Source organism: Clavibacter davisi (genome assembly GCF_052751415.1).
Genome location: NZ_CP199882.1, coordinates 3,242,295 through 3,260,842, shown reverse-complemented (window position 1 = coordinate 3,260,842; position 18,548 = coordinate 3,242,295). Strand labels below are relative to the sequence as shown.

At 75.1% G+C, this 18,548-nt stretch carries 21 protein-coding genes; 8 read left to right on the top strand and 13 right to left on the bottom strand.

Annotation, left to right across the window (positions count from 1 at the left end; translation table 11 throughout):
* Nucleotides 1-40 precede the first annotated feature (40 nt).
* The 3 genes from ACU4ZT_RS15575 to ACU4ZT_RS15565 form a co-directional block, all read right to left on the bottom strand.
* Nucleotides 41-733, bottom strand: coding sequence for a hypothetical protein (locus ACU4ZT_RS15575; RefSeq protein ID WP_445337531.1), 693 nt, complete (start codon nucleotides 731-733; stop codon nucleotides 41-43).
* 129 nt (nucleotides 734-862) lie between these two features.
* A complete protein-coding gene (locus tag ACU4ZT_RS15570; protein WP_063070963.1) occupies nucleotides 863-1,282 on the bottom strand; it encodes a DUF4383 domain-containing protein in 420 nt (139 codons plus the stop codon).
* Between the two features lie 97 nt (nucleotides 1,283-1,379).
* Nucleotides 1,380-2,033, bottom strand: a complete 654-nt coding sequence (locus tag ACU4ZT_RS15565; RefSeq protein ID WP_414748872.1) for a dienelactone hydrolase family protein — start codon at nucleotides 2,031-2,033, stop codon at nucleotides 1,380-1,382.
* A gap of 56 nt (nucleotides 2,034-2,089) precedes the next feature.
* Between ACU4ZT_RS15565 and ACU4ZT_RS15560 the strand changes: the two genes are divergently transcribed.
* A complete protein-coding gene (locus tag ACU4ZT_RS15560; protein WP_063070965.1) occupies nucleotides 2,090-2,815 on the top strand; it encodes a DUF305 domain-containing protein in 726 nt (241 codons plus the stop codon).
* A 107-nt stretch (nucleotides 2,816-2,922) separates the two neighbouring features.
* Here the strand turns inward: ACU4ZT_RS15560 and ACU4ZT_RS15555 are convergent, their stop codons facing one another.
* The 7 genes from ACU4ZT_RS15555 to ACU4ZT_RS15525 form a co-directional block, all read right to left on the bottom strand.
* Complete coding sequence (locus ACU4ZT_RS15555; RefSeq protein WP_445337530.1) at nucleotides 2,923-4,218, bottom strand: M18 family aminopeptidase; 1,296 nt, start codon at nucleotides 4,216-4,218, stop codon at nucleotides 2,923-2,925.
* Entirely contained in the window at nucleotides 4,218-4,940 is a 723-nt protein-coding gene (gene deoC, locus ACU4ZT_RS15550) for a deoxyribose-phosphate aldolase (RefSeq protein ID WP_445337529.1), read from the bottom strand. Before deoC ends, ACU4ZT_RS15555 begins: the two co-directional genes overlap by 1 nt.
* 71 nt (nucleotides 4,941-5,011) lie before the next feature.
* Complete coding sequence (locus ACU4ZT_RS15545) at nucleotides 5,012-5,215, bottom strand: hypothetical protein (protein WP_063070968.1); 204 nt, start codon at nucleotides 5,213-5,215, stop codon at nucleotides 5,012-5,014.
* 92 nt (nucleotides 5,216-5,307) lie between these two features.
* The gene (locus tag ACU4ZT_RS15540; protein ID WP_445337528.1) at nucleotides 5,308-6,207 is read right to left on the bottom strand and encodes an NAD(P)H-hydrate dehydratase; all 900 of its coding nucleotides are present in this window, start codon (nucleotides 6,205-6,207) and stop codon (nucleotides 5,308-5,310) included.
* Entirely contained in the window at nucleotides 6,191-6,928 is a 738-nt protein-coding gene (locus ACU4ZT_RS15535) for a histidine phosphatase family protein (RefSeq protein ID WP_445337527.1), read from the bottom strand. The genes ACU4ZT_RS15540 and ACU4ZT_RS15535 overlap by 17 nt, the downstream gene beginning before the upstream one ends.
* A complete protein-coding gene (locus tag ACU4ZT_RS15530) occupies nucleotides 6,925-7,704 on the bottom strand; it encodes an MBL fold metallo-hydrolase (protein WP_063070971.1) in 780 nt (259 codons plus the stop codon). Before ACU4ZT_RS15530 ends, ACU4ZT_RS15535 begins: the two co-directional genes overlap by 4 nt.
* A gap of 106 nt (nucleotides 7,705-7,810) precedes the next feature.
* On the bottom strand, nucleotides 7,811-8,695 hold the full coding sequence (locus ACU4ZT_RS15525; RefSeq protein WP_270981807.1) for a manganese catalase: 885 nt from the start codon (nucleotides 8,693-8,695) through the stop codon (nucleotides 7,811-7,813).
* A gap of 322 nt (nucleotides 8,696-9,017) precedes the next feature.
* On the opposite strand from ACU4ZT_RS15525, the gene ACU4ZT_RS15520 reads away from it, so the two are divergent.
* The 3 genes from ACU4ZT_RS15520 (at nucleotide 9,018) to ACU4ZT_RS15510 (ending at nucleotide 11,401) form a co-directional block, all read left to right on the top strand.
* A complete protein-coding gene (locus tag ACU4ZT_RS15520; RefSeq protein ID WP_063070973.1) occupies nucleotides 9,018-9,341 on the top strand; it encodes a DUF7882 family protein in 324 nt (107 codons plus the stop codon).
* A 162-nt stretch (nucleotides 9,342-9,503) separates the two neighbouring features.
* Complete coding sequence (locus tag ACU4ZT_RS15515; RefSeq protein WP_063070974.1) at nucleotides 9,504-9,830, top strand: hypothetical protein; 327 nt, start codon at nucleotides 9,504-9,506, stop codon at nucleotides 9,828-9,830.
* 395 nt (nucleotides 9,831-10,225) lie between these two features.
* Nucleotides 10,226-11,401 (top strand): zinc-dependent alcohol dehydrogenase, encoded by a 1,176-nt coding sequence (locus ACU4ZT_RS15510; RefSeq protein ID WP_445337526.1) that lies wholly within the window; start codon nucleotides 10,226-10,228, stop codon nucleotides 11,399-11,401.
* An 86-nt stretch (nucleotides 11,402-11,487) separates the two neighbouring features.
* Here the strand turns inward: ACU4ZT_RS15510 and ACU4ZT_RS15505 are convergent, their stop codons facing one another.
* Both ACU4ZT_RS15505 and ACU4ZT_RS15500 read right to left on the bottom strand, forming a co-directional pair.
* Complete coding sequence (locus ACU4ZT_RS15505; protein WP_445337525.1) at nucleotides 11,488-12,039, bottom strand: NAD(P)H-dependent oxidoreductase; 552 nt, start codon at nucleotides 12,037-12,039, stop codon at nucleotides 11,488-11,490.
* Nucleotides 12,040-12,195: 156 nt separating this feature from the next.
* Complete coding sequence (locus ACU4ZT_RS15500; protein ID WP_445337524.1) at nucleotides 12,196-13,263, bottom strand: Gfo/Idh/MocA family protein; 1,068 nt, start codon at nucleotides 13,261-13,263, stop codon at nucleotides 12,196-12,198.
* Nucleotides 13,264-13,386: 123 nt separating this feature from the next.
* Between ACU4ZT_RS15500 and ACU4ZT_RS15495 the strand changes: the two genes are divergently transcribed.
* Entirely contained in the window at nucleotides 13,387-14,364 is a 978-nt protein-coding gene (locus ACU4ZT_RS15495; RefSeq protein WP_270981862.1) for a LacI family DNA-binding transcriptional regulator, read from the top strand.
* 5 nt (nucleotides 14,365-14,369) lie between these two features.
* On the opposite strand, the gene ACU4ZT_RS15490 is transcribed toward ACU4ZT_RS15495, so the two are convergent.
* Nucleotides 14,370-15,116 (bottom strand): SDR family oxidoreductase, encoded by a 747-nt coding sequence (locus tag ACU4ZT_RS15490; protein WP_445337523.1) that lies wholly within the window; start codon nucleotides 15,114-15,116, stop codon nucleotides 14,370-14,372.
* A gap of 217 nt (nucleotides 15,117-15,333) precedes the next feature.
* Here ACU4ZT_RS15490 and ACU4ZT_RS15485 point away from each other — a divergent pair, with 217 nt between their 5' ends.
* Genes ACU4ZT_RS15485 through ACU4ZT_RS15475 form a run of 3 tightly spaced genes read left to right on the top strand, consistent with a single transcriptional unit; the run spans nucleotide 15,334 to nucleotide 18,481 of the window.
* Nucleotides 15,334-16,458, top strand: coding sequence for a hypothetical protein (locus tag ACU4ZT_RS15485; RefSeq protein ID WP_445337522.1), 1,125 nt, complete (start codon nucleotides 15,334-15,336; stop codon nucleotides 16,456-16,458).
* 58 nt (nucleotides 16,459-16,516) lie between these two features.
* Complete coding sequence (locus tag ACU4ZT_RS15480; protein ID WP_445337521.1) at nucleotides 16,517-17,641, top strand: hypothetical protein; 1,125 nt, start codon at nucleotides 16,517-16,519, stop codon at nucleotides 17,639-17,641.
* 33 nt (nucleotides 17,642-17,674) lie between these two features.
* The gene (locus tag ACU4ZT_RS15475) at nucleotides 17,675-18,481 is read left to right on the top strand and encodes a DNA-formamidopyrimidine glycosylase family protein (RefSeq protein WP_445337520.1); all 807 of its coding nucleotides are present in this window, start codon (nucleotides 17,675-17,677) and stop codon (nucleotides 18,479-18,481) included.
* Nucleotides 18,482-18,548 lie beyond the last annotated feature (67 nt).

The following is an 18,548-nucleotide window of genomic DNA, read 5'->3' as shown; positions in this document are numbered from 1 at the left end:
TCAGCCGTCGCTCGCGCGGCTGCGCGGCGGGGAGCCGGGATCAGTGGCCCGAGTGCTCGCCCTGGATGCCCGTGAGGTCGACGGAGCCGTGCTGGCCGTGCGGGACGGCGTGCTCGCCCGCGTCGGTGAGCGAGAGCGCGGGGGTGACGATGCCGGCGACGAGGAAGGCGCCGGCGAGGACGCCCACGAGGTAGCGGCGGCCGGTCGGTTCTGGCTCGGCGGGAGCGGGAGCGGAGTCGGCCGCGGGCGTCGCGGCGGAGAGGACGACGGCGGACGCCGGGTGCGCCGCGGTCGGGTGCGAGGCGCCGGATCCGACGAGCGTGATGTCGGCGGGGAGCCGCGACTCGACGGCGGTGCAGGTGGCCTCGGCCTCCGACTCCGCGCGGGAGCGGAGGTGCCGGCCGACGATGGCGGCGATCGCCAGGTCGAGGAGGGTCGCGGCGAGCATGGGGATCGCGGGGATGCCGCTCGTGATGCCCGGGGCCGCGAGGACCACGGCGGCCGAGACGAGGAGCGCCCAGCCGGCGACCGGCACGAGCGCGCCGACGACGGCCCAGGATGCGGCGGGCAGGCGGTCCGAGCGGAGGACCGCGACGGCCCAGGCCAGCTCGGCGGCGCCGATGACGAGGAGGGCCACCATGGACGCCGGCGAGGATCCCGCGCCGACGGCCAGGTGGATGAGCGCGGCGCCCAGGGCGGCGAGGGCCAGCCAGTGGCGGATGAGCAGTGACACGTGCTGGTCCCTTCGTCGTCCCGGGCGCCGCGGTGGTGCGGTGCTGCGTGCTGTGGTGCTGTCGTGCTGATGTGCGGTGATGCGTGACGCGCCCGGTGCAGCGGCGCGGCGGTGGTGGTGCGGTGCTGCCTAGGCGGCGCGGGCGGCGCGGTTGCGGACGCCCTTCTCGGCGCCGAGGCCCACGATCAGCAGCACGACGGCGCTGCCGAGGTGCAGGAAGTGGTCGGCGGTGTTGAGCGCGAGCACGTTGAAGTCGGTGTTCACGAGGAAGAAGCCGACGACGCCGAGCGCGAGGTACGCGAATCCGATGGTCGAGTTGACGGCCTTGGCCGCCGCGACGCTGGAGAGGCCGCCGATGAGGAGGGCTGCGCCGATGAGGAGGTGGGCCACGTTGTGGAACGGGTTCACCATGAAGATGCCGAGCAGCAGGCCGCCGTCGGACGAGAAGAAGCCGCCGCTGTTCGGCGGGAACAGGAAGCCGAGAAGGCCGACGAGGACGTAGACGGCACCGAAGGCGGTGCCGAGCAGGCGGTTCGGGGACGAGGTCATGATGTTGCCTCCACTGGTAGGGAAGAGCCGGGACATTCCCAGGCTCCTTACATTCGTACCGCGTACTCGACCGGTTTGGTGCGATCGCGGTACTGGATCAGGACCGGTTTCCCAGGTGGTCGGCCAGGAAGCCCTCCGTGCGCCGGTAGGCGAGCGCCGCGGCCTCCGGATCCAGGCGGTCGCGGAGGCTCGCGTTGGGGAACGCGGGGGTGGTGCCGGCGTAGGTGTGCGCCGTGATCGGGGTGCCGTGCTCACGCAGCCGGCCGATGAACGCCTCGGGGCGCTGGTCGTCGATCCACTCGTCGTGCTCGGCCAGGTGCAGCAGCACCGCGCAGGGGATGACGCCGTGCTCCTCGGGACCGAGGCTCGCGCAGTAGGCGACGACCGCGTCCGCCCCGCCGTCCTGCGCCTCGAGGAGGGCGAGCCAGCCGCCGGGCGCGAAGCCGACGAGGCCGACGCGGGCGGATCCGCGGGCGCGCGCCGAGTCGATGCCGTCGCGGATGGTGCCGAGCGCGAAGCCCACGTCGAGCTCGGCGGCGAGGCCGGCGGCCAGCCCGTCGTCGAGGGTGGCGCGGCCGTCGTACAGGTCGGGCACGAGCACGTGGAAGCCGGAGCGGGCCAGGGCGAGCGCGTACTGGTCGAGCCAGGGGAGGCGGCCGTGGTCATCGTGCACGAGCACGACGACGGGGCTGCCCGGCTCGCCGAACTCGAGGGTCGTGCCCGGATGGGGCAGGTCGACGATCTCGGGCATGGGGAGAACCTATCCTCCGGGACGCGCGGTGCCGCGCCGTGGAGGAGGATCGTCGCATGGGATACCGACACCGCCTCGCCGCCGCCACGACCGCGCTCGTCCTCGCCGCCGGCCTCGCCGGCTGCTCGACACCGCCGCGCACGCCCGAGGACGCGGCGTCGCCGAGCGCCGACGCCGACGCCGCGGCGCCCCTGGAGACGGGGTCCGAGGGCTGGAACCGCGCCGACCTCGCGTTCGCGCAGGACATGGGCGATCACGCCGCACGATCGGTGGCGCTCGCCGTCGCCGCCCTCCAGGCCGCCGACCTGCCGCCGGGGGCGGAGGAGCTGGCCGTGCAGATCCGCGACCAGCAGGGTCCGCAGGCCCGGGAGCTCGCCCGGCTCGCCGAGGGATGGGCGGGGGAAGACGGCGCGTCCGGCTCGAACGGCACGGAGGACCGCGAGGAGGCCGGTGGTGTCGGAGGCGGCGCGGGCGGCGCGGAGGGGACGGCGGGCGCGAGCGGCAGCGCGTCCGGCACCGGCACCGACGCGGAGTCCGCGGAGGCGGGTGCCGCCGCATCCGACGCGCAGCAGCAGGCCGTGCGGTCCGCACGCGGCATGGACGCCGGGCGCCTCTTCCTGCAGGGCATGATCGCCCAGCACGAGGCGGCGATCGCGATGGCCGACGGGGAGGCGCAGGTCGGCACGTCGACCGCCGCGCTCGACATCGCGGGTGCGATGCGCTCGTCGCAGGAGGGGCAGCTCACGAAGATGCGGGCGCTGCTGGCCTCGTACGGGGGCTGATCCGCCGTGAACGTGGAGAGGGCCCGACGCGCATCGCGTCGGGCCCTCTCCACGTGCGGGCGGCGTCGGCTGCCGGTCGGCTGCCGGGCGCCTGCCGGTCCTGCCGGTCAGCCAGCCGGGCGGAGGAACGCGGCGGCCGCGGCGGCGAGGTGCCCCGGGTCGTCGGCGCCGCACAGCTCGCGGGCCGAGTGCATCGAGAGCAGGGGGATGCCGACGTCGACCGTGCGGATGCCGAGGCGCGTCGCCGTGATGGGCCCGATGGTGGAGCCGCACGGCACCGCGTTGCTGGAGACGAACTCCTGGGTGGGCACGCCCGCGCGCTCGCAGGCCAGCGCCCACTCGCGGGCCCCGACGCCGTCGGTCGCGTAGCGCTGGTTCGCGTTGATCTTCAGCAGCGGGCCGCCGTTCGGCACCGGCCGGTTGGCCGGGTCGTGGCGGTCGGGGTAGTTGGGGTGCACGGCGTGGCCGGCGTCGGCCGAGAGGCACCAGGACGCGGCGAACGCGCGGCGGCGCTCCTCCGATGCGGCGCCGAGGCCGGCCGAGATGCGACCGAGCACGTCCTCGAGGATCGGGCCGGCGGCGCCCGACGGGGTCGCGGATCCGACCTCCTCGTGGTCGAAGGCGGCGAGCACCGCGATGGGCGCCTCCGCGTCGTCGTCGACCGTGGCCGCGAGCTCGAGCAGGGCGGCGAGGCCGGCGTGCACCGAGCTGAGGTTGTCCATGCGGCCCGCGGCGAACAGCTCGCCGTCGAGGCCGAGGGATCCGGGCGCCTGCGTGTCGGCGACGCGCACGTCGTAGCCGAGCACGTCGTCGGCGGCGACCCCCGCGAGCCGCGCGAGGTGGCCGAGCACGTCGGCGTCGGCGGAGGAGCCCGTGCCGAGGATCGGCGTCATGTGGCGCTGCGGATCCAGTCGGAGCCCCTCGGTGTTCACGCCGCGGTCGAGGTGCACGGCGAGCTGCGGGAAGCGCAGCAGCGGGCCGGTGCGGACGAGGTGCTGGCGGCCGTCGCGTGCGACGAGACGACCGGCCAGCTCGAGGTCGCGGTCGAGCCAGGAGTTGAGGAGCGGGCCGCCGTAGACCTCGACGCCCGCCTGCACCCAGCCGTCCGATCCGACGGTGGGCTTCGGCTTGAGCGCGAAGCCGGGGGAGTCGGTGTGCGCGCCGAGCACGCGGAAGGGCGTGGTGGCGTGCGCGCCCGCGGGCTGGATCCAGGCGAGGAGCGCGCCGTCGCGGACGATGTAGCGGCGACCGGGGCCGGTGGGCCACGCGTCGCGCTCGTCGAGTGCTGTGAAGCCCGCGGCGTCGAGGCGGCGGGCGGCCTCCGCGACCGCGTGGAAGGAGGAGGGGGAGGCCTGGATGTAGCGGCCGAGGTCGGCCAGGTGCGCGCGGCGGTCCGCGGGCATCAGTAGCCGCTCGATCCGAGCGCGCCGTTCTCGGGCGTCTGCACCGGGCCCGCCAGCACGACGGCGCTGCCGGAGACGCCCAGGCGGGTCGCGCCGGCCTCGATCATCTGCACGGCGGTCTCGTACGTGCGGATGCCGCCGGACGCCTTCACGCCGGCCTCGCCGTCGACGGTGCGGCTCATGAGCTCGACCGCGTGCACGGTGGCGCCGCCGGTGGGGTGGAAGCCCGTGGAGGTCTTGACGAAGTCGGCTCCGGCGGCCACGGCTGCCCGGCAGACGGCGACGATCTGGTCGTCGTCGAGGGCGGCGGACTCGATGATGACCTTGAGCACGGCCGGCGCGGGCACGGCCTCGCGGACGGCGCGGATGTCGGCCTCGACGTCGGCGAAGCGGCCCTCGCGGGCGGCGCCCACGTCGATGACCATGTCGACCTCGTCGGCCCCCTGGCGGACGGAGAGCGCGGCCTCGGCGGCCTTGACCTCGCTGTGGTGCGTGCCGCTCGGGAAGCCGCAGACCACGGCGACCTTCAGGTCGGATCCCGCGGGCAGCGCGAGCGGCAGCATCGACGGGGAGACGCACACCGAGTAGGTGCCGAGCTCCACGGCCTCGGCGACGAGGGCGGCGACCTCGTCGCGCGTGGCCTCGGGCTTCAGGAGCGTGTGGTCGATGATGCGGGCGATCGCGGCGGTGTCGGCCGGGGGCGTGGACGGGCTGGTGCTCATGCGGGTTTCCTCACGTCGTGCGGGACCTCGATCCTACGGCCGGGGTCGCGCGTGACGGCCCGCGCGGCGGCTCAGGAGTAGTCGGCGCCCGGGATGCCCGCGGGCCGGTAGACGTAGCCGTCCTCATCGCTGTCGAGCTCCCAGACGACCTCCTCCTCGCTGAGCGAGGTGGCGCGCGTGAAGCTCTTGACGGGCTCGCCGTTGAGGAACTCGACCTCGGTCTCCTCGGTGCCCTCGGGGCCGACCAGCTGTGCGGTGTACGTGGAATCAGTCATGCTCCGACCCTACGACCGTCCGCGCGCGGCGACCGGGCCCGGCGGGGATCCCCAGGAGACGCCCGCCCGCGTCCGCCTGGGGAGGGGCCGGCTCAGGCCTCCAGCTCGACCAGGACGCGCGGCAGCTCGAGGAGCAGCTCGCTCGCGAGGTAGCCGAGGGGGCCGACCTGCACGGCCAGGCGGTCCCCGGCCGCGGCGTGCGCGTGGGTCGCCCAGACCGCGGCCTGGGCGGGGTCCGCGCCCCGGGCGCAGAGGCCCGCGACCGCGCCGCCGAGCACGTCGCCGGATCCGGACGTGCCGAGGCCGCTGCCGCCCGCGCCGACCGTCCACGCGCGTCCGTCCGACGCCGCGACCACCCCGCCCATCGACACGACCGCGCCGTACGACCGGGCGATCTCCCGCGCGTCCGCCACGGCGTCGTCGCCCGCGTCGCGCCCGAGCAGCCGCTCGGCCTCGGAGGAGTTGGGCGTGAGTACGAGACGCCCGGCGAGGCGGGCGGCCGACTCGCGGCACGCGGGCAGCACGCCGAGCGCGTAGGCGTCGAGCACCACGACGGCGTCGTCGGGCACGAGCGTCGCGAGGAGGCGCACCATCCGCTCGGCCTCGTCCGCGTCGTCGAGCCCGGGGCCGAGCAGCACGGCGTCGGCGGACGCGACGTCGTCCTCGACCGCGCGGATCCCCGCGCCCCGCACGTGCCCGGCGTCCGTCTCCTCGAGCGGCACGACGCCGCTCTCCGGCACCGCGACGGCGACCTCGGTCGCCACGGACGCGCCCACCGCGAGCGTGAGCCGCCCGGCGCCGACGCGCAGGGCCGCGAGCCCGGCGATCATGGCCGCGCCGGGGGAGCGGAGGGCCCCGCCGACGACCACGACCTGGCCGCGCCCGTACTTGGATCCGGTCGCCGCGGGCAGCGCCCAGTCGCGGAGCGCCGCCGGCGTCACCACCTCCGCGGGCGCGTCGTCGCGGGCGTCGGCGTCATCGTCCTCGGACATCGGGTTCCCCTCCGTGCTGGGTGACGGGGGCGCCGTGCCCGTCGAGGTGCTCCGTGGCCGAGAAGGTCCGGAGGGTCCACGGGCCGCGCGGGGCGGACCGCTCGAGGATCGTGACGGACGCGTTCGCCACGGCGTGCTGCGCCTGGAAGGCGAGCAGCTCGGCCTCGGAGAGGCCGAGGCCGACGTAGAGGAAGAGCATCACCACGGCGTCGTGCGTGGTGATCAGGGCGCGGCCGTCGGCGGCCTCGACCTCGGGATCCTGCAGGAACGAGCGCACGCGGAGCGCGACGTCCGCCCACGACTCGCCGCCCGGCGGCCGGTAGGAGAGCTTGCCCAGCCAGCGCCGTCGGGCGTCCTCGCCGGGATGGCGGGCGGCGACGCCGCGGGAGGTGAGGAGGTCGAGGATCCCGAGCTCCCGGTCGCGCAGACGCTCGTCCGCGCGCACCTCCGCGGCGATCCCCGCCTCGGCCAGCGCGACCGCCGCGGTCGTCCGGGCCCGCAGGTAGTGCGACGACCAGACGGCCGTCGGCACGTCCGAGCGGCTCGCGAACCAGCGGCCGAGCGCGCGCGCCTGCGCCTTCCCGGTGTCCGAGAGGGGGACGTCCGGATCCCGGTGGTCGACGTGGATGACCTCGGCGCCGTCGCGGTCGGCCCGGCTCGCGGCGACGTTGGCCGTGCTCTCGCCGTGGCGCACGAGCCACAGCTCGGTGAGGCCCGTCACGCCGGCCCCGCCGAGCGCGCGGCCGAGACGGCGGCGCGGATCCCGTTCCGCCAGGGCGCGCCGTGCCCCGGCAGCACGATGCGCGCGCCCGTCTCCTCGAGCGCCGCGAGCGACCGGAGCGCCCGCCCGCTGTCCGCCGTGGCGGCGCCCGCGACGATGCGGCAGCCGGTGCGTCCCGTGTACGGGTCGAGCGTCACGAGCGCGTCGCCCGTGATCAGCGCGTCCCGGTCGGGCAGGTGCAGCGCGACGTGGCCGTCGGTGTGGCCGGGGGTCGGGATCACGACGGGACGGCCGGGCACGTCGAGCGGGCCGGCCGCGAGGTCGGCCACGGCGTCCACGCCCTCGACGCGCAGCGCGCCCGCGGCGGCCATGGCGGCGACCACGGGGATCGCCCGGCCGTACCGGAGCGGGTAGGCGAACGGCGTGCGCTCACGTCGGTAGGAGTACGGGTGCCGGGCGATGCGCGCGTCGCCCGGGTGCACGTGCACCGGCACGCCGAGCTCGCGGGCGGCCCGCGCGGCGGATCCGACGTGGTCGAAGTGCCCGTGCGTGAGCACCACGGCCCGCACGTCGTCGGGCGTCCGGCCGATCGCGCGGAGGGCGCGGAGCAGGTGCGGCCAGGTGTCCGGGAACGCCGTGTCGACGAGGGTGACGCCGTCGTCGTCCTCGATCAGGCACAGGTTCACGTGCGCGTGGGAGAGCAGGTGGACGCCCGGCGCCACGTCGCGCGCGAGCACGGGGGAGGCGGGGTGCGGCGGCGTGCCGGTGCGGATCATGCGGTCCTCTCGCGGGGTCGGCCCGCGTCCGGGTGGACGCGGGCCCAGGCACGCGACCGTGCGGCCGACCCCTCGCGGGATCGGCCGCACGGCCGCGCGTCGCGGATCACTCGGGGGTGACGGCGTCCTTCACGGCGCTCGCCGCCTTCTTCAGCAGACCCGGGTCCTTCGGCGGGATGGTGCCGTGGAGGAGCGGGTTGCCGACGGGCGGCGGGGGCATCGGCACCGACGACGTGGGGCCGTCGTGGTACGTGAAGGTGCCCTTGCCGTCGGGCGCGGGGCCGGACGCCCACGAGCCCTCGGAGGCCGCGGGACCGTCCGAGAAGTTGAGGTACTGGTACGAGACGTCCCGGTCCTCGAGCTCGATGGGGAAGTCGCTCGGCACGGGCAGGTTCTCGGTGCCCTCGGCCTGGAGCTCGGCGATCGCCGCGACCCACTGGTTCTGGTGCATGGTGTCCCGGGCCAGCAGGAAGGACAGGAGGTCCTTCACACCGTGGTCGTCGGTCATGTGGAAGAGCCGCGCCACCTGGAGGCGGCCCTGCATCTCGGCGTTCGCGTTGGCGTGGAAGTCGGCGAGCAGGTTGCCGCTCGCGGTGATGAACGACCCCTGCCACGGGTTGCCGTTGCTGTCGACGGGGCGCGCGCCGGCGCCCGCGACGATGGCGTGCTGGATGTCGCCGCCGCCGATGACCGCGGCGAGCGTCGGGTCCTTCATCGCGTCCTCGGTCGCCTCGACCGGTGCGGTCTCGAGCAGCTTCGCGATCATGATGGCGAGCATCTCGACGTGGCCGAACTCCTCCGCGCCGATGCCGTAGAGCATGTCGCGGTACTTGCCGGGGAGCTTCGAGTTCCAGGACTGGAAGCCGTACTGCATGGCGACGGAGATCTCGCCGTACTGGCCGCCCAGCACCTCCTGGAGGTGGCGCGCGTAGATGGGGTCGGGCTTGTCGGGGGTGGCGCTGTGCTGCAGCTCCTGCTTGTGGAAGAACATGGAGGACCTCTCCTGGTGGACGGCACCGCGCCGGTTCCGGCCGCGGCTCTTCTCCCCACGAGCGTTCGCCGCCGCGGCAGGGACCGCCTACCCCCTTGACAGGTCGTCGGCCGGTCGGTCCGGGCGCGCCGGATCCGCGCTCCGCGTCCCCTCCCCAGGATCGGCTCATTACCACACGCGGATCGTCCTCCTGGACGATGCCTCACGCGACGGCAGGGCTGGCATAGTGGGTGGGCACGGCCGAAGCTCAGCGCCGCACTCTGGCCCCCTCTATCGTCGGCGCGGGGCACGAGAGCTCACGAGGGGGACAACGGGATCGATCATGGGCACCTTCAAGTACGACTCGACGCTCACGGCGGAGTTCGACGACCGCCTGCTCGCTCACCTCCAGCTCGTCATCGGCGCGAAGCTGCGCCGCGGGGAGAACTTCTACTTCTCCTGGCGCGACGACGTGGAGGTCGGGGACGGGCGCACCACCATCTGGATGCACAACTCGCTGCCCCTGGTCTTCAAGTACCACGGCAGCCGGGTGCCGCCCATCAACCGCAAGTGGGTGGACGCGCTCATGACCACGGCCAACAGCCCGGGCGGCCTCCTCATCATGCGCGAGCCCCCGGAGGACGAGCCCCGGGACGAGACGCGCTGACCCCCTCCGCGCCCGCCCGGGTCCCCGCGAAGACCCTCCCCATCGGGAGGTAGTCCGCGCACCCGTCCCGTGTCAACCCCCCGGCGGGGCATTGGGGTCCGCGCGTGCCGCCTGGCATCGTGGTGTCGGGTCACGCGGGCGCGTCGCCCGGGAGAGGGACGCATGCAGGACACGAGCGCCGACGACATGGGCGATCTGGTCCAGTCCTCCGCGAGCGAGGCCCTCCCCTCCCGCCCCCGCGGGCCGATCCGCAGCTCCACCGAGCAGGCGCGCTTCGTCGCCGGGTACTTCGGCTGGTCCATCACGGGCGACACGATCCGCGGCGCCGACGACGCGGTCGCGCTCTACATCGAGGACCTCGCCGCCGCCCTCGGCGAGCTCGGCTGGATCGCGCCGGACGGCATCCGCTGGGATCGCCTGCCCTTCGGCGAGGACGACGCCGCCGACGCCCTCCGCGCGGTGCAGCGCGCGCACGGCTGGGACGTCTGACCCGACCGCTCTCCCGTGCATCCGCCGGGAGCCACGTCAACCCCCTGGGCATTTCCCCACCTGCGGAGCACACTCTCAGCACGAGGCCTGACGGGCTCGGGCGCTTGAGGGTTGTCGAGAGTCCTCCTATGCAGTCCGGACCGTCGATCGATGGTCTCCGGGTCCGCCCCGGAGCGGTCGTGTCGTGGACGACCGACGGCCGGGGCGGATCGCTGCGCGCCGTGCGCCGCCCGCCGCCCGCCGCGCGCTGCCGCCCGCCGTCGCCTTCGCGCCGCGCCCGGACGTCGCGGTTGCCTGGACGCGGCCTGGCTGTCCCTTGGCGCTCGGCGCCGGAGGGCGTTGTGTGGATGAGCGCCGCCCCACGAGGGTCCGGCGCCCGAGCACGAAGGAGCACGATGAAGGCACTCACCTGGCAGGGCATCCACGACGTCGAGGTCAAGGACGTCGCCGACCCCGTGATCGAGCAGGACACCGACGCGGTGATCCGCATCACGTCGACCGCGATCTGCGGATCCGACCTCCACCTCTACGAGGTCTTCGGCCCGTTCCTCGACAAGGACGACGTGCTCGGGCACGAGAACATGGGCGTCGTCGAGCAGGTCGGCAGCGCCGTCACGAAGCTCAAGGTCGGCGACCGCGTCGTCGTCCCGTTCGTCATCGCGTGCCACGACTGCTTCATGTGCGACCGCGGCCTCTTCACGCAGTGCGAGACCACGCAGGTGAAGGCCCAGGGCAGCGGCGCCGCGCTGTACGGCTTCAGCGAGATGTACGGATCCATCCCCGGCGGCCAGGCCGAGCGTCTCCGCATGCCGCTCGCCGACGCCAACGCCATCGTCGTGAACAGCGAGCTCCCGGACGAGCGCTACCTCTTCCTCAGCGACATCCTCCCCACCGCCTGGCAGGGCGTGCAGTACGCGAACGTGCCCGAGGGCGGCACGCTCGGCATCATGGGCCTCGGCCCGGTCGGCCAGTTCGCGGCGCGCATCGGCAAGCACCTCGGCTACCGAGTGATCGCGGTGGATCCCGTCCCCGAGCGCCGCGCCATGGCCGAGCGCCACGGCGTCGAGACCCTCGACCTCACCGACGACGTGGCCGACAAGCTGCGCGAGATGGTGGACGGCCGCGGGCCCGACGCGATGGTCGAGGCCGTCGGCATGGAGGCGCACGGCAGCCCCGCCGCGTCCTTCGCCCAGAAGGCCGCCGGCCTCCTGCCCGACGGCATCGCGAAGAAGGTCATGGACGTCGCGAGCGTCGACCGCCTCGCGGCCCTGCACACGGCGTTCGACGCGGTGCGCCGCGGCGGCACCGTCTCGATCTCCGGCGTCTACGGCGGCGAGGCCGACCCGCTGCCCATGAAGTCGCTCTTCGACAAGCAGATCGCGATCCGCATGGGCCAGTGCAACGTCCAGTACTGGATCCAGGACCTGCTGCCCCTCGTCGAGGACCCGTCCGACCCGCTCGGCGTCATGGACCTCGTCACGCACTCCGTGCCGCTCAGCGAGGCCGCGCACATGTACGAGATCTTCCAGAAGAAGGAGGACGGCTGCATCAAGGTGGTGCTCAAGCCGTAGCCTCCGGCGCTTCGACGACGACGGCCGCGTCCCCGAGGGGCGCGGCCGTCGTCGTGCGCGGGGCGTTCGGCCCCGTCGCGGTGGTGTCAGGCGGCGGTCGCCGAGGAGCGCACGGCGTCGAGCACCTCGCGGAGCTGCTCCACGACCTCGGCGTCGTCCGCCGGGTGGCGCTCGGCGAACCGGATCACCGACTCGGGGACGGCCATCCGGACGTCCTCGAGCACGCGCGCGCCGGCGATGCCGAGCGCCTTGCGGGCCTCGTCCTGCGCCCAGACGCCGCCGAACTGGCCGAACGCGCTGCCGATGACCGCGGTCGGCTTCCCCGCGAGGGCGGAGGCGCCGAACGGGCGCGAGGCCCAGTCGATCGCGTTCTTGAGCACCGCGGGCATCGTGCCGTTGTACTCGGGCGTGACCACGAGGAGCGCGTCCGCGGCGGCGATCGCGTCGCGGAAGCGGACGGCCCCGTCGGGGACGGATCCCTCGACGTCGACGTCCTCGTTGTAGAAGGGGAGCCGGTCGAGGCCGGTGTGGATGTCGAGCGTGACATCGTCGGGGGCGTGACGCTGGGCCGCCTCGGCGATCTGCTGGTTGGTGGAGCCGGTGCGCAGGCTCCCGACGAGCACGAGGACGTGCGTCATGGTGTTCTCCTTCGGGGTCGTTCGGGTCGGGTCGTCTCCGTCGACGTGCCGCGGGGTGAGAGGCGCGTGCCTCTCCCGGGACCCTAACCGGCCTCCTCGGGCGTCTCCTCGGACGGGTGCCTGCGCGGATGGTCGCCGCCGGTGGACCCGGTGCCGTCAGCGCGCGCCGATGTCCGCGAGGATCCGGTCCGTCAGCTCGGCGAGGGCCACCGACTCGGCGTGCGGCATCTCGGCGCACTCGACGCTGCCCGCGCGGATCGCCTCCTGCGCGGCGCGGAACATGGGCACGTAGCCGCGGCCCTCGATGTCGTGCTCCTGCCGCTCGGCGTCGCCGTCGGCGGGCACGATCACGAGGCCCGAGGAGGCGAGGAAGAGCGGATCCACCTCGATGCGGCCGGCCGTGCCGCTGACGGTCGCGCCCAGGGGCAGTGCCGCGACGAGCGAGCAGGCGAGCGTGGCCTGGCGGCCGTCGGGCCAGCCGAGCAGGATCGCGACCTCGGTGTCGACGCCGCGCGGGAGCACGGTGCCGATCGCGGACACCGAGGAGGGCGCGCCGAACAGGCCGTGCGCGAAGGCGAGCGGGTACACGCCCATGTCGAGCAGCGTGCCGCCGCCGACCCCGGGATCCCAGAGGCGGCCCGCGCCCTCCTCGGTGACGAAGCCGAAGGACACGGCGATGGCGCGGGGATCGCCGATGCGGCCCGCGTCCAGCGCCGCGCGCACGGCGAGGTAGCCGGGGGAGAACGCCATCCACAGCGCCTCGAGGAGGAGCCGGCCCTCGGCGCGCGCGAGGTCGACGAGCGCGCGGGTGTCGGCGGCCGTCGTGGTGAGGGGCTTCTCGCAGACGACGTGCTTGCCGGCGCGGAGCGCAGCCTCGGCCTGCGACCGGTGGAGGGTGTGCGGGGTGGCGACGTAGACGGCGTCCACCTCGGGGTCGGCGAGGAGCGCCTCGAGGGTGTCGTGGATCCGCGCGATGCCGCACGCCGCCGCCAGCTCCTCGGCGCTCGCGCGGGTGCGCGAGTGCACGGCGACGACCTCGATCCCGGGCACGAGCAGCATGTCGGGCACGACCGAGCGGGCGATGCCGGCGGCACCGACGACGGCCCAGCGGGTGGGGCGGGCGGCGTCGTGGCCGGTGCCGGTGCCGGTGCCGGTGCGGGTGCCGGTGCCGGTGCCGTCGCCGTCGGGGGAGGGCGCGGGCGAGGGCGGCATCGACGTCGACATGCGACGAGCCTAGGCCGGGGACCGCGGCCGTACACTCGACCTGATCCACGCCGCGCCTGATCCGAGCAGCACCTGAGGGGGACCGTGGCCGCCGACGACGAGCAGCAGCAGCCCACGCTCGAGATGGTCGGCGCGCTCGCCGGGGTCAGCCGGGCCACGGTCTCGCGGGTGGTGAACGGATCGGGCAAGGTCGCGCCCGGTGCCGTCGCCGCCGTCCAGGCCGCCATCGCGCAGCTCGACTACGTGCCCAACCGGGCGGCGCGCTCGCTCGCGGGACGCCGCACGAACGCCCTCGCGCTCGTGATGCCGGAGCAGACCGCGCGCGTGTTCGCGGATCCGTTCTTCGCATCCCTGATCCAGGGCGCCATGACCCACCTCGCCGCCACCGAGCACACCCTCACGCTCCTCATCTCCTCGCCCGCGCAGGCGGAGAAGACGCGGCGCTTCCTGCTCGGCGGCAACGTCGACGGGGTGCTCGTCGTCTCGCACCACTCCGGGGACGCGACCTTCAGCGGCCTGCGCGACCGGCTGCCCGTGGTGTTCGCCGGCCGCCCGCTGCGCGAGGACGACCGCGACGCGCCCACCGTCGACGTCGACAACGTGGGGGCGGCGCGCGTCGCGACCGAGCACCTGATCGCGCGCGGCCGCACGCGGATCGCCACGGTGGCCGGCCGGCAGGACATGCCCGCGGGCATCGACCGGCTGCGCGGCTTCCGGCAGGCGATGGCGGCGGCGGGCCTGGATCCGACGCTCGTCGAGGTCGGCGACTTCTCGCCCGCGTCCGGTGCCGACGCGATGCGCGCGCTGCTCGCGCGCGGCGAGCCGATCGACGGGGTGTTCGCCGCGAGCGACCGCATGGCCGCAGGCGTCTACACGGCCCTGCGGGAGCACGGCCTGCGGGTGCCGGAGGACGTGGGCGTCGTGGGCTTCGACGACGACTACCTCGCGGAGTCGGCCGTGCCGCCGCTCACCACCGTGCGCCAGCCCAGCCAGGAGTTCGGGCGGACCATGGCCGAGGTGCTGGTGCGGCTGGTGGCGGGCGAGGACGTGGATCCGCTGACCCTCGTGCCGACGACCCTGGTGGTGCGGCAGAGCAGCTGAGGCGCCTACCGTCCGCTGAGCAGCGCGAGCATCTCGTCGTGACGGCCGTCGCGCTCGGCGAAGCGGAGGCCGTGCACGTCCTGCACGAGGATCTCCTCGTCCTCCGGGCGGGCCTGCAGGATGCCCATGACCTCGTCGAGGAAGTCCTCGAGCGGCATCGCGTCGGCCGCCTCCGCCTGCCCGGGCATGAGCGCGGTCTGCACCTTGGGCGGCACGAGCTCGACGACCTCGACCGATGATCCGGCCAGCTGCGCGCGCAGGCTCTGCGTGTACGAGTGCACCGCCGCCTTCGTGGCGCTGTAGGTGGGTGTGACGGCCAGGGGCACGAACGCGAGGCCGGAGGAGACGGTCATGAGCGTGGCCTCGTCGCTGACGAGGAGGCCCGGCAGGAACGCGTCGACCGTGCGGATGGTGCCGAGGAGGTTCGTGGTGACGATGGCCTCGGCGGTGGCCTGGTGCGCGGGGTCGCGGAGGTCCTCCGGCTGCATGATGCCGGCCATGGTGATCACCACGTCGAGGTCGGGGTGGCTGCGCGCGAGCTCGTCGCGGGCGGCGGTGATGGACGCGGGGTCGGCCACGTCGAGCACGACCGACGCCATGCCCTCGTGCCGGGCGGTGATCTCGTCGAGCAGCTCCGCGCGCCGCCCCGCGACGACCACGCGGTTGCCCGCGGCGTGGAGGCGCTCGGCGAGCCCGAGGCCGATGCCCGAGGTGCTTCCGGTGATGAGGACGGTGCGGCCGGTGATCTTCATGGTGCTCCTTCGCGGCGGATGCGCGGCTGGCGGGGTCGGGATCGGTGCGTGCGCCGCGCGTGGGGCGCGGCTGCGTGGATCGAGTGTGGCCCGTCGCGGGCGCCGCGGGGGTGGGCGCGCGGGGGAGCGGGGGAGGATCCAGCGGGCGTTCACGTGGGGAGGGGCGGGCCCGGGAGGCTCCGCGCGCGGCGACGCGCGCGACCGCTACCTTCAGCGGGTGCCCTCGCCCCTCCCCGCCCCGCCCGCGTCGACCGGGAGGTCCGGGACCGCCGTGGCGGCGACCGCCTTCTGGACCCTGCTCCTCGGCACCGTCGTGCTCTTCGTGCGCGGACTCGTGGTCGTCCTCGCGGACCCGTCCGCCGCGCACGACGCCCCGGCCTGGATCGCGGCGTCGGCGGCGCTCGTGCTGCTCCCGGCCCTGGTCGGCCGCGCGGCGCGCGGGGACGCCATCCGGCGCGCCCTCGGCGCCCCTCCCGCGACCACCGTCCTCGGCCTCCGCGCCCCGGCGCTGGTCGCGGGCCTCGCGGGTCTCGCGGCGATCCCGGCGGTGGTCGAGTCGCTCGAGATCGGCCTGCCCCTCGTGCACGTCGCGGGCGCGCTGGCGGGTGCGGTCGGGGTCGGTGCCGCCAGCCGGATCCTCGGCGGACGGGCGGGGGCCGACGCGGTCGAGCTCCGCGACGGCCTCCTCGACGGTGTCCCGTTCCCGGCCGACGTGCCGTGGGACCGCCGCGCCGTGCTCCTGCGCGTCGCCGGGATCGGCGGGCTGGCGTTCCTCACGATGGTGGTCGGGGCCGCCGTGCAGGCGCCGCCCGTCGACCCGTCGTCGCCGCTGGCCGACGGCGTCATGGCGCTGAGCATCGGCGCGGCGGGCATCGTCGCCGGCATCGCGAGCATGCTCGTGGTGCGTCCGGCCGGACGGGCCCTGCGTCCCCTCCTCCTCGACCTCGACAGGCCGACGCGGACGGCCGTCCTCCGACGTATCCGCGGCGCGGGCGCGGCGCTCGCGCCGGACCACGAGTGGCGGGCCGCGCGGATCGCCCGGGCCTGCCGCATCGGCGAGGCGTTCAGCGCCGCGGGCCTCGTGCTCATCGTGATGGGCGCGTCCGCTTGCGTGCTCGGCGCGGCGTCCATGACGCCGCCCGGTGCCACCTCCGTGCTGACGTCCGTCGCCATCGCCCTCGCGTTCGTCGGCGCGCTCCTCGCGGCCGTCCTCGGGGTCGCCTACGGCAGCGTGCTGGTGCACTCGGCCGGCGATGCCGTGATCGCGCTGGCCGCATCCCCGCGGCCGGGAGCGGTGGAGGCCGACCGCTGGTCGGCGCCGACGGGCGTGCCGCTCGGCTGATCCGGCAGGCGGCGTCCGCGGTCGGTCTGCCCCGTGCCGGGGAGCCGTCGGAGCGCCCGTGGGTCCATGGCGTCGACCGGGGAGCGCACGCGGCACGGCCCCCGGATCCACCCCGACCGACACGGCGCACGCCGGCGGCCTCGGCTCCCGCATCGCCCTCCTGATCGTCCTGGTCGCGCTGATCCTCGGCCTCGGCACGCTCTACGGCTTCGGGCTGTACCAGGTGGCCGTCGTCGCCGACGCGGATGCGGCCGCGATCCTCCCGCAGGTCACCGCGGGCCTGCTCGCGCTCGCGTTCGCCCCGGCCCTCGGCCTGCTGGAGCTGCAGTCGTGGCGGGACCCCGAGCGCACCGCCGGGACGCGCCGGCGCCCGGTGCGGGTGATCGTGTGGGTCGGCATCACCGCGCTCGCCGTGGTCGTGCACGCGGTCGCGTCGCTGGTCGGCGGCGTCTCCCCGCTCGTGGTGCTCGGGTTCGTCGTGGCCGCCGTCGCGACGGCCGCCGCCAGCTGGATCCTCGTGCTGCGTGCCCAGGCCGCCGCGGTCCGCCGGCTGGGCGAGCGCCTCGCCGACGACAGCCCGACCCTCTCGATCGACCTCGACTGGACCGCCGACACGGCGCGACGCAAGTGGCGCCTCATCGGCCTGGTGTTCGTGGTCGCGCTCGTCGTGACCGTCGGCGGCACGCTGCTGCTCGGCCGGTTCGAGCGGCAGGATGCCGCCACGGTCATCGCGCTCGTGCTCCAGTTCTCGCTGCTCGCGCCGGCGCTCACGTGCCTGTTCGTGTCCGTCGGCGCGCAGCTCTCGGGATCCGCCATCACCGGGGGCCTGGCGAAGGAGGACCGGAAGGCGGTGGCGCAGCGTGCCCTGGGCAAGGGCGAGGAGCTCGAGCCCGAGCTCGAGTGGCGCGCCGCGCGGCTCGCCGTCTTCAGCCGCACGCTGCAGCCGTTCCAGCTGGCGCAGTCGCTCATGCTGCTAGTCGGGATCTTCGTCCCCACCCTCATCCGCGGCGACATCGACGGCTGGCTGTTCGTCCTCTTCCTCATCAGCCTCGTCGTGTTCGCCGGCACGCTGCCGTTCGCGATCGTGCAGCACCGCCGCATGTCGCGGTACGCCGCGACCGTCGGCGACCTCCCGCGTGCGGACGCGCCCGTCTCGTCCGACCCGCCTGCCCAGCCCGCCTGATCCCGTGTCGGCGGCCCCCGCTACCGTCGACCCATGCCCGAGGGTGACTCCGTCTTCGTCCTCGCCGCGCGCCTCCGCGCGCAGGTCGCGGGCGCGCTCGTCGCGGACGGGGAGCTGCGGTCCGGCGCACGGGCGGGAGCGCGGCTCGGCGGGCGGCGCATCACCGGGTTCGACACGCACGGCAAGCACCTGCTCATGCGGCTGGACGACGCGTCCACCCTGCACACGCACCTGCGCATGCAGGGCTCGTGGACGGTCACCGGGCCGGGCAAGGGCGTCCCCGAGCGGATCCAGCACCAGGTGCGCGTGCGCCTCCGCCTCGACGACGGCCGCACCCTCTGGGGCATCGACCTGCCCGTGGTCGAGCTGATCCCCACCCGCGACGAGCGCGCGGCCATCGGCCATCTCGGGCCGGACCCGCTGCGTGACGACTGGGATCCGGCGCTCGCCGTCGCCCGCCTCGCCGCCCGGCCGGACGACGCGATCCGCGCGGCCCTCCTCGACCAGCGCCCGATGGCCGGCCTCGGCAACCTCTGGGTCAACGAGGTCGGCTTCCTGCGCGGCGTGCACCCCGCGACGCGCGTCCGCGACGTCGACCTGCCGCCACTCGTCGACCTCGCCGCTCGCTCGCTGCGTCACTCGGCGACGGTGCCGGCGGCGTACCAGATCACGACGGGTGATCCCCGCCGCGGCCGCACGCACTGGGTGGCCGGCCGCGCGGGCCGGCCGTGCCTGCGCTGCGGCACGACGGTGGTCGGCGTCGACGATCCGGGCGGCACGAGCGAGCGCGGGCGGCGGGCGTGGTGGTGCCCCAGGTGTCAGCCGGCTCCTCCACGCTGACGATCGGTCCAGCCCCGTTCCCGGTCCCGTGCGGCGTCCTCGAACCGAGGCGGAGACCTGCTTGACT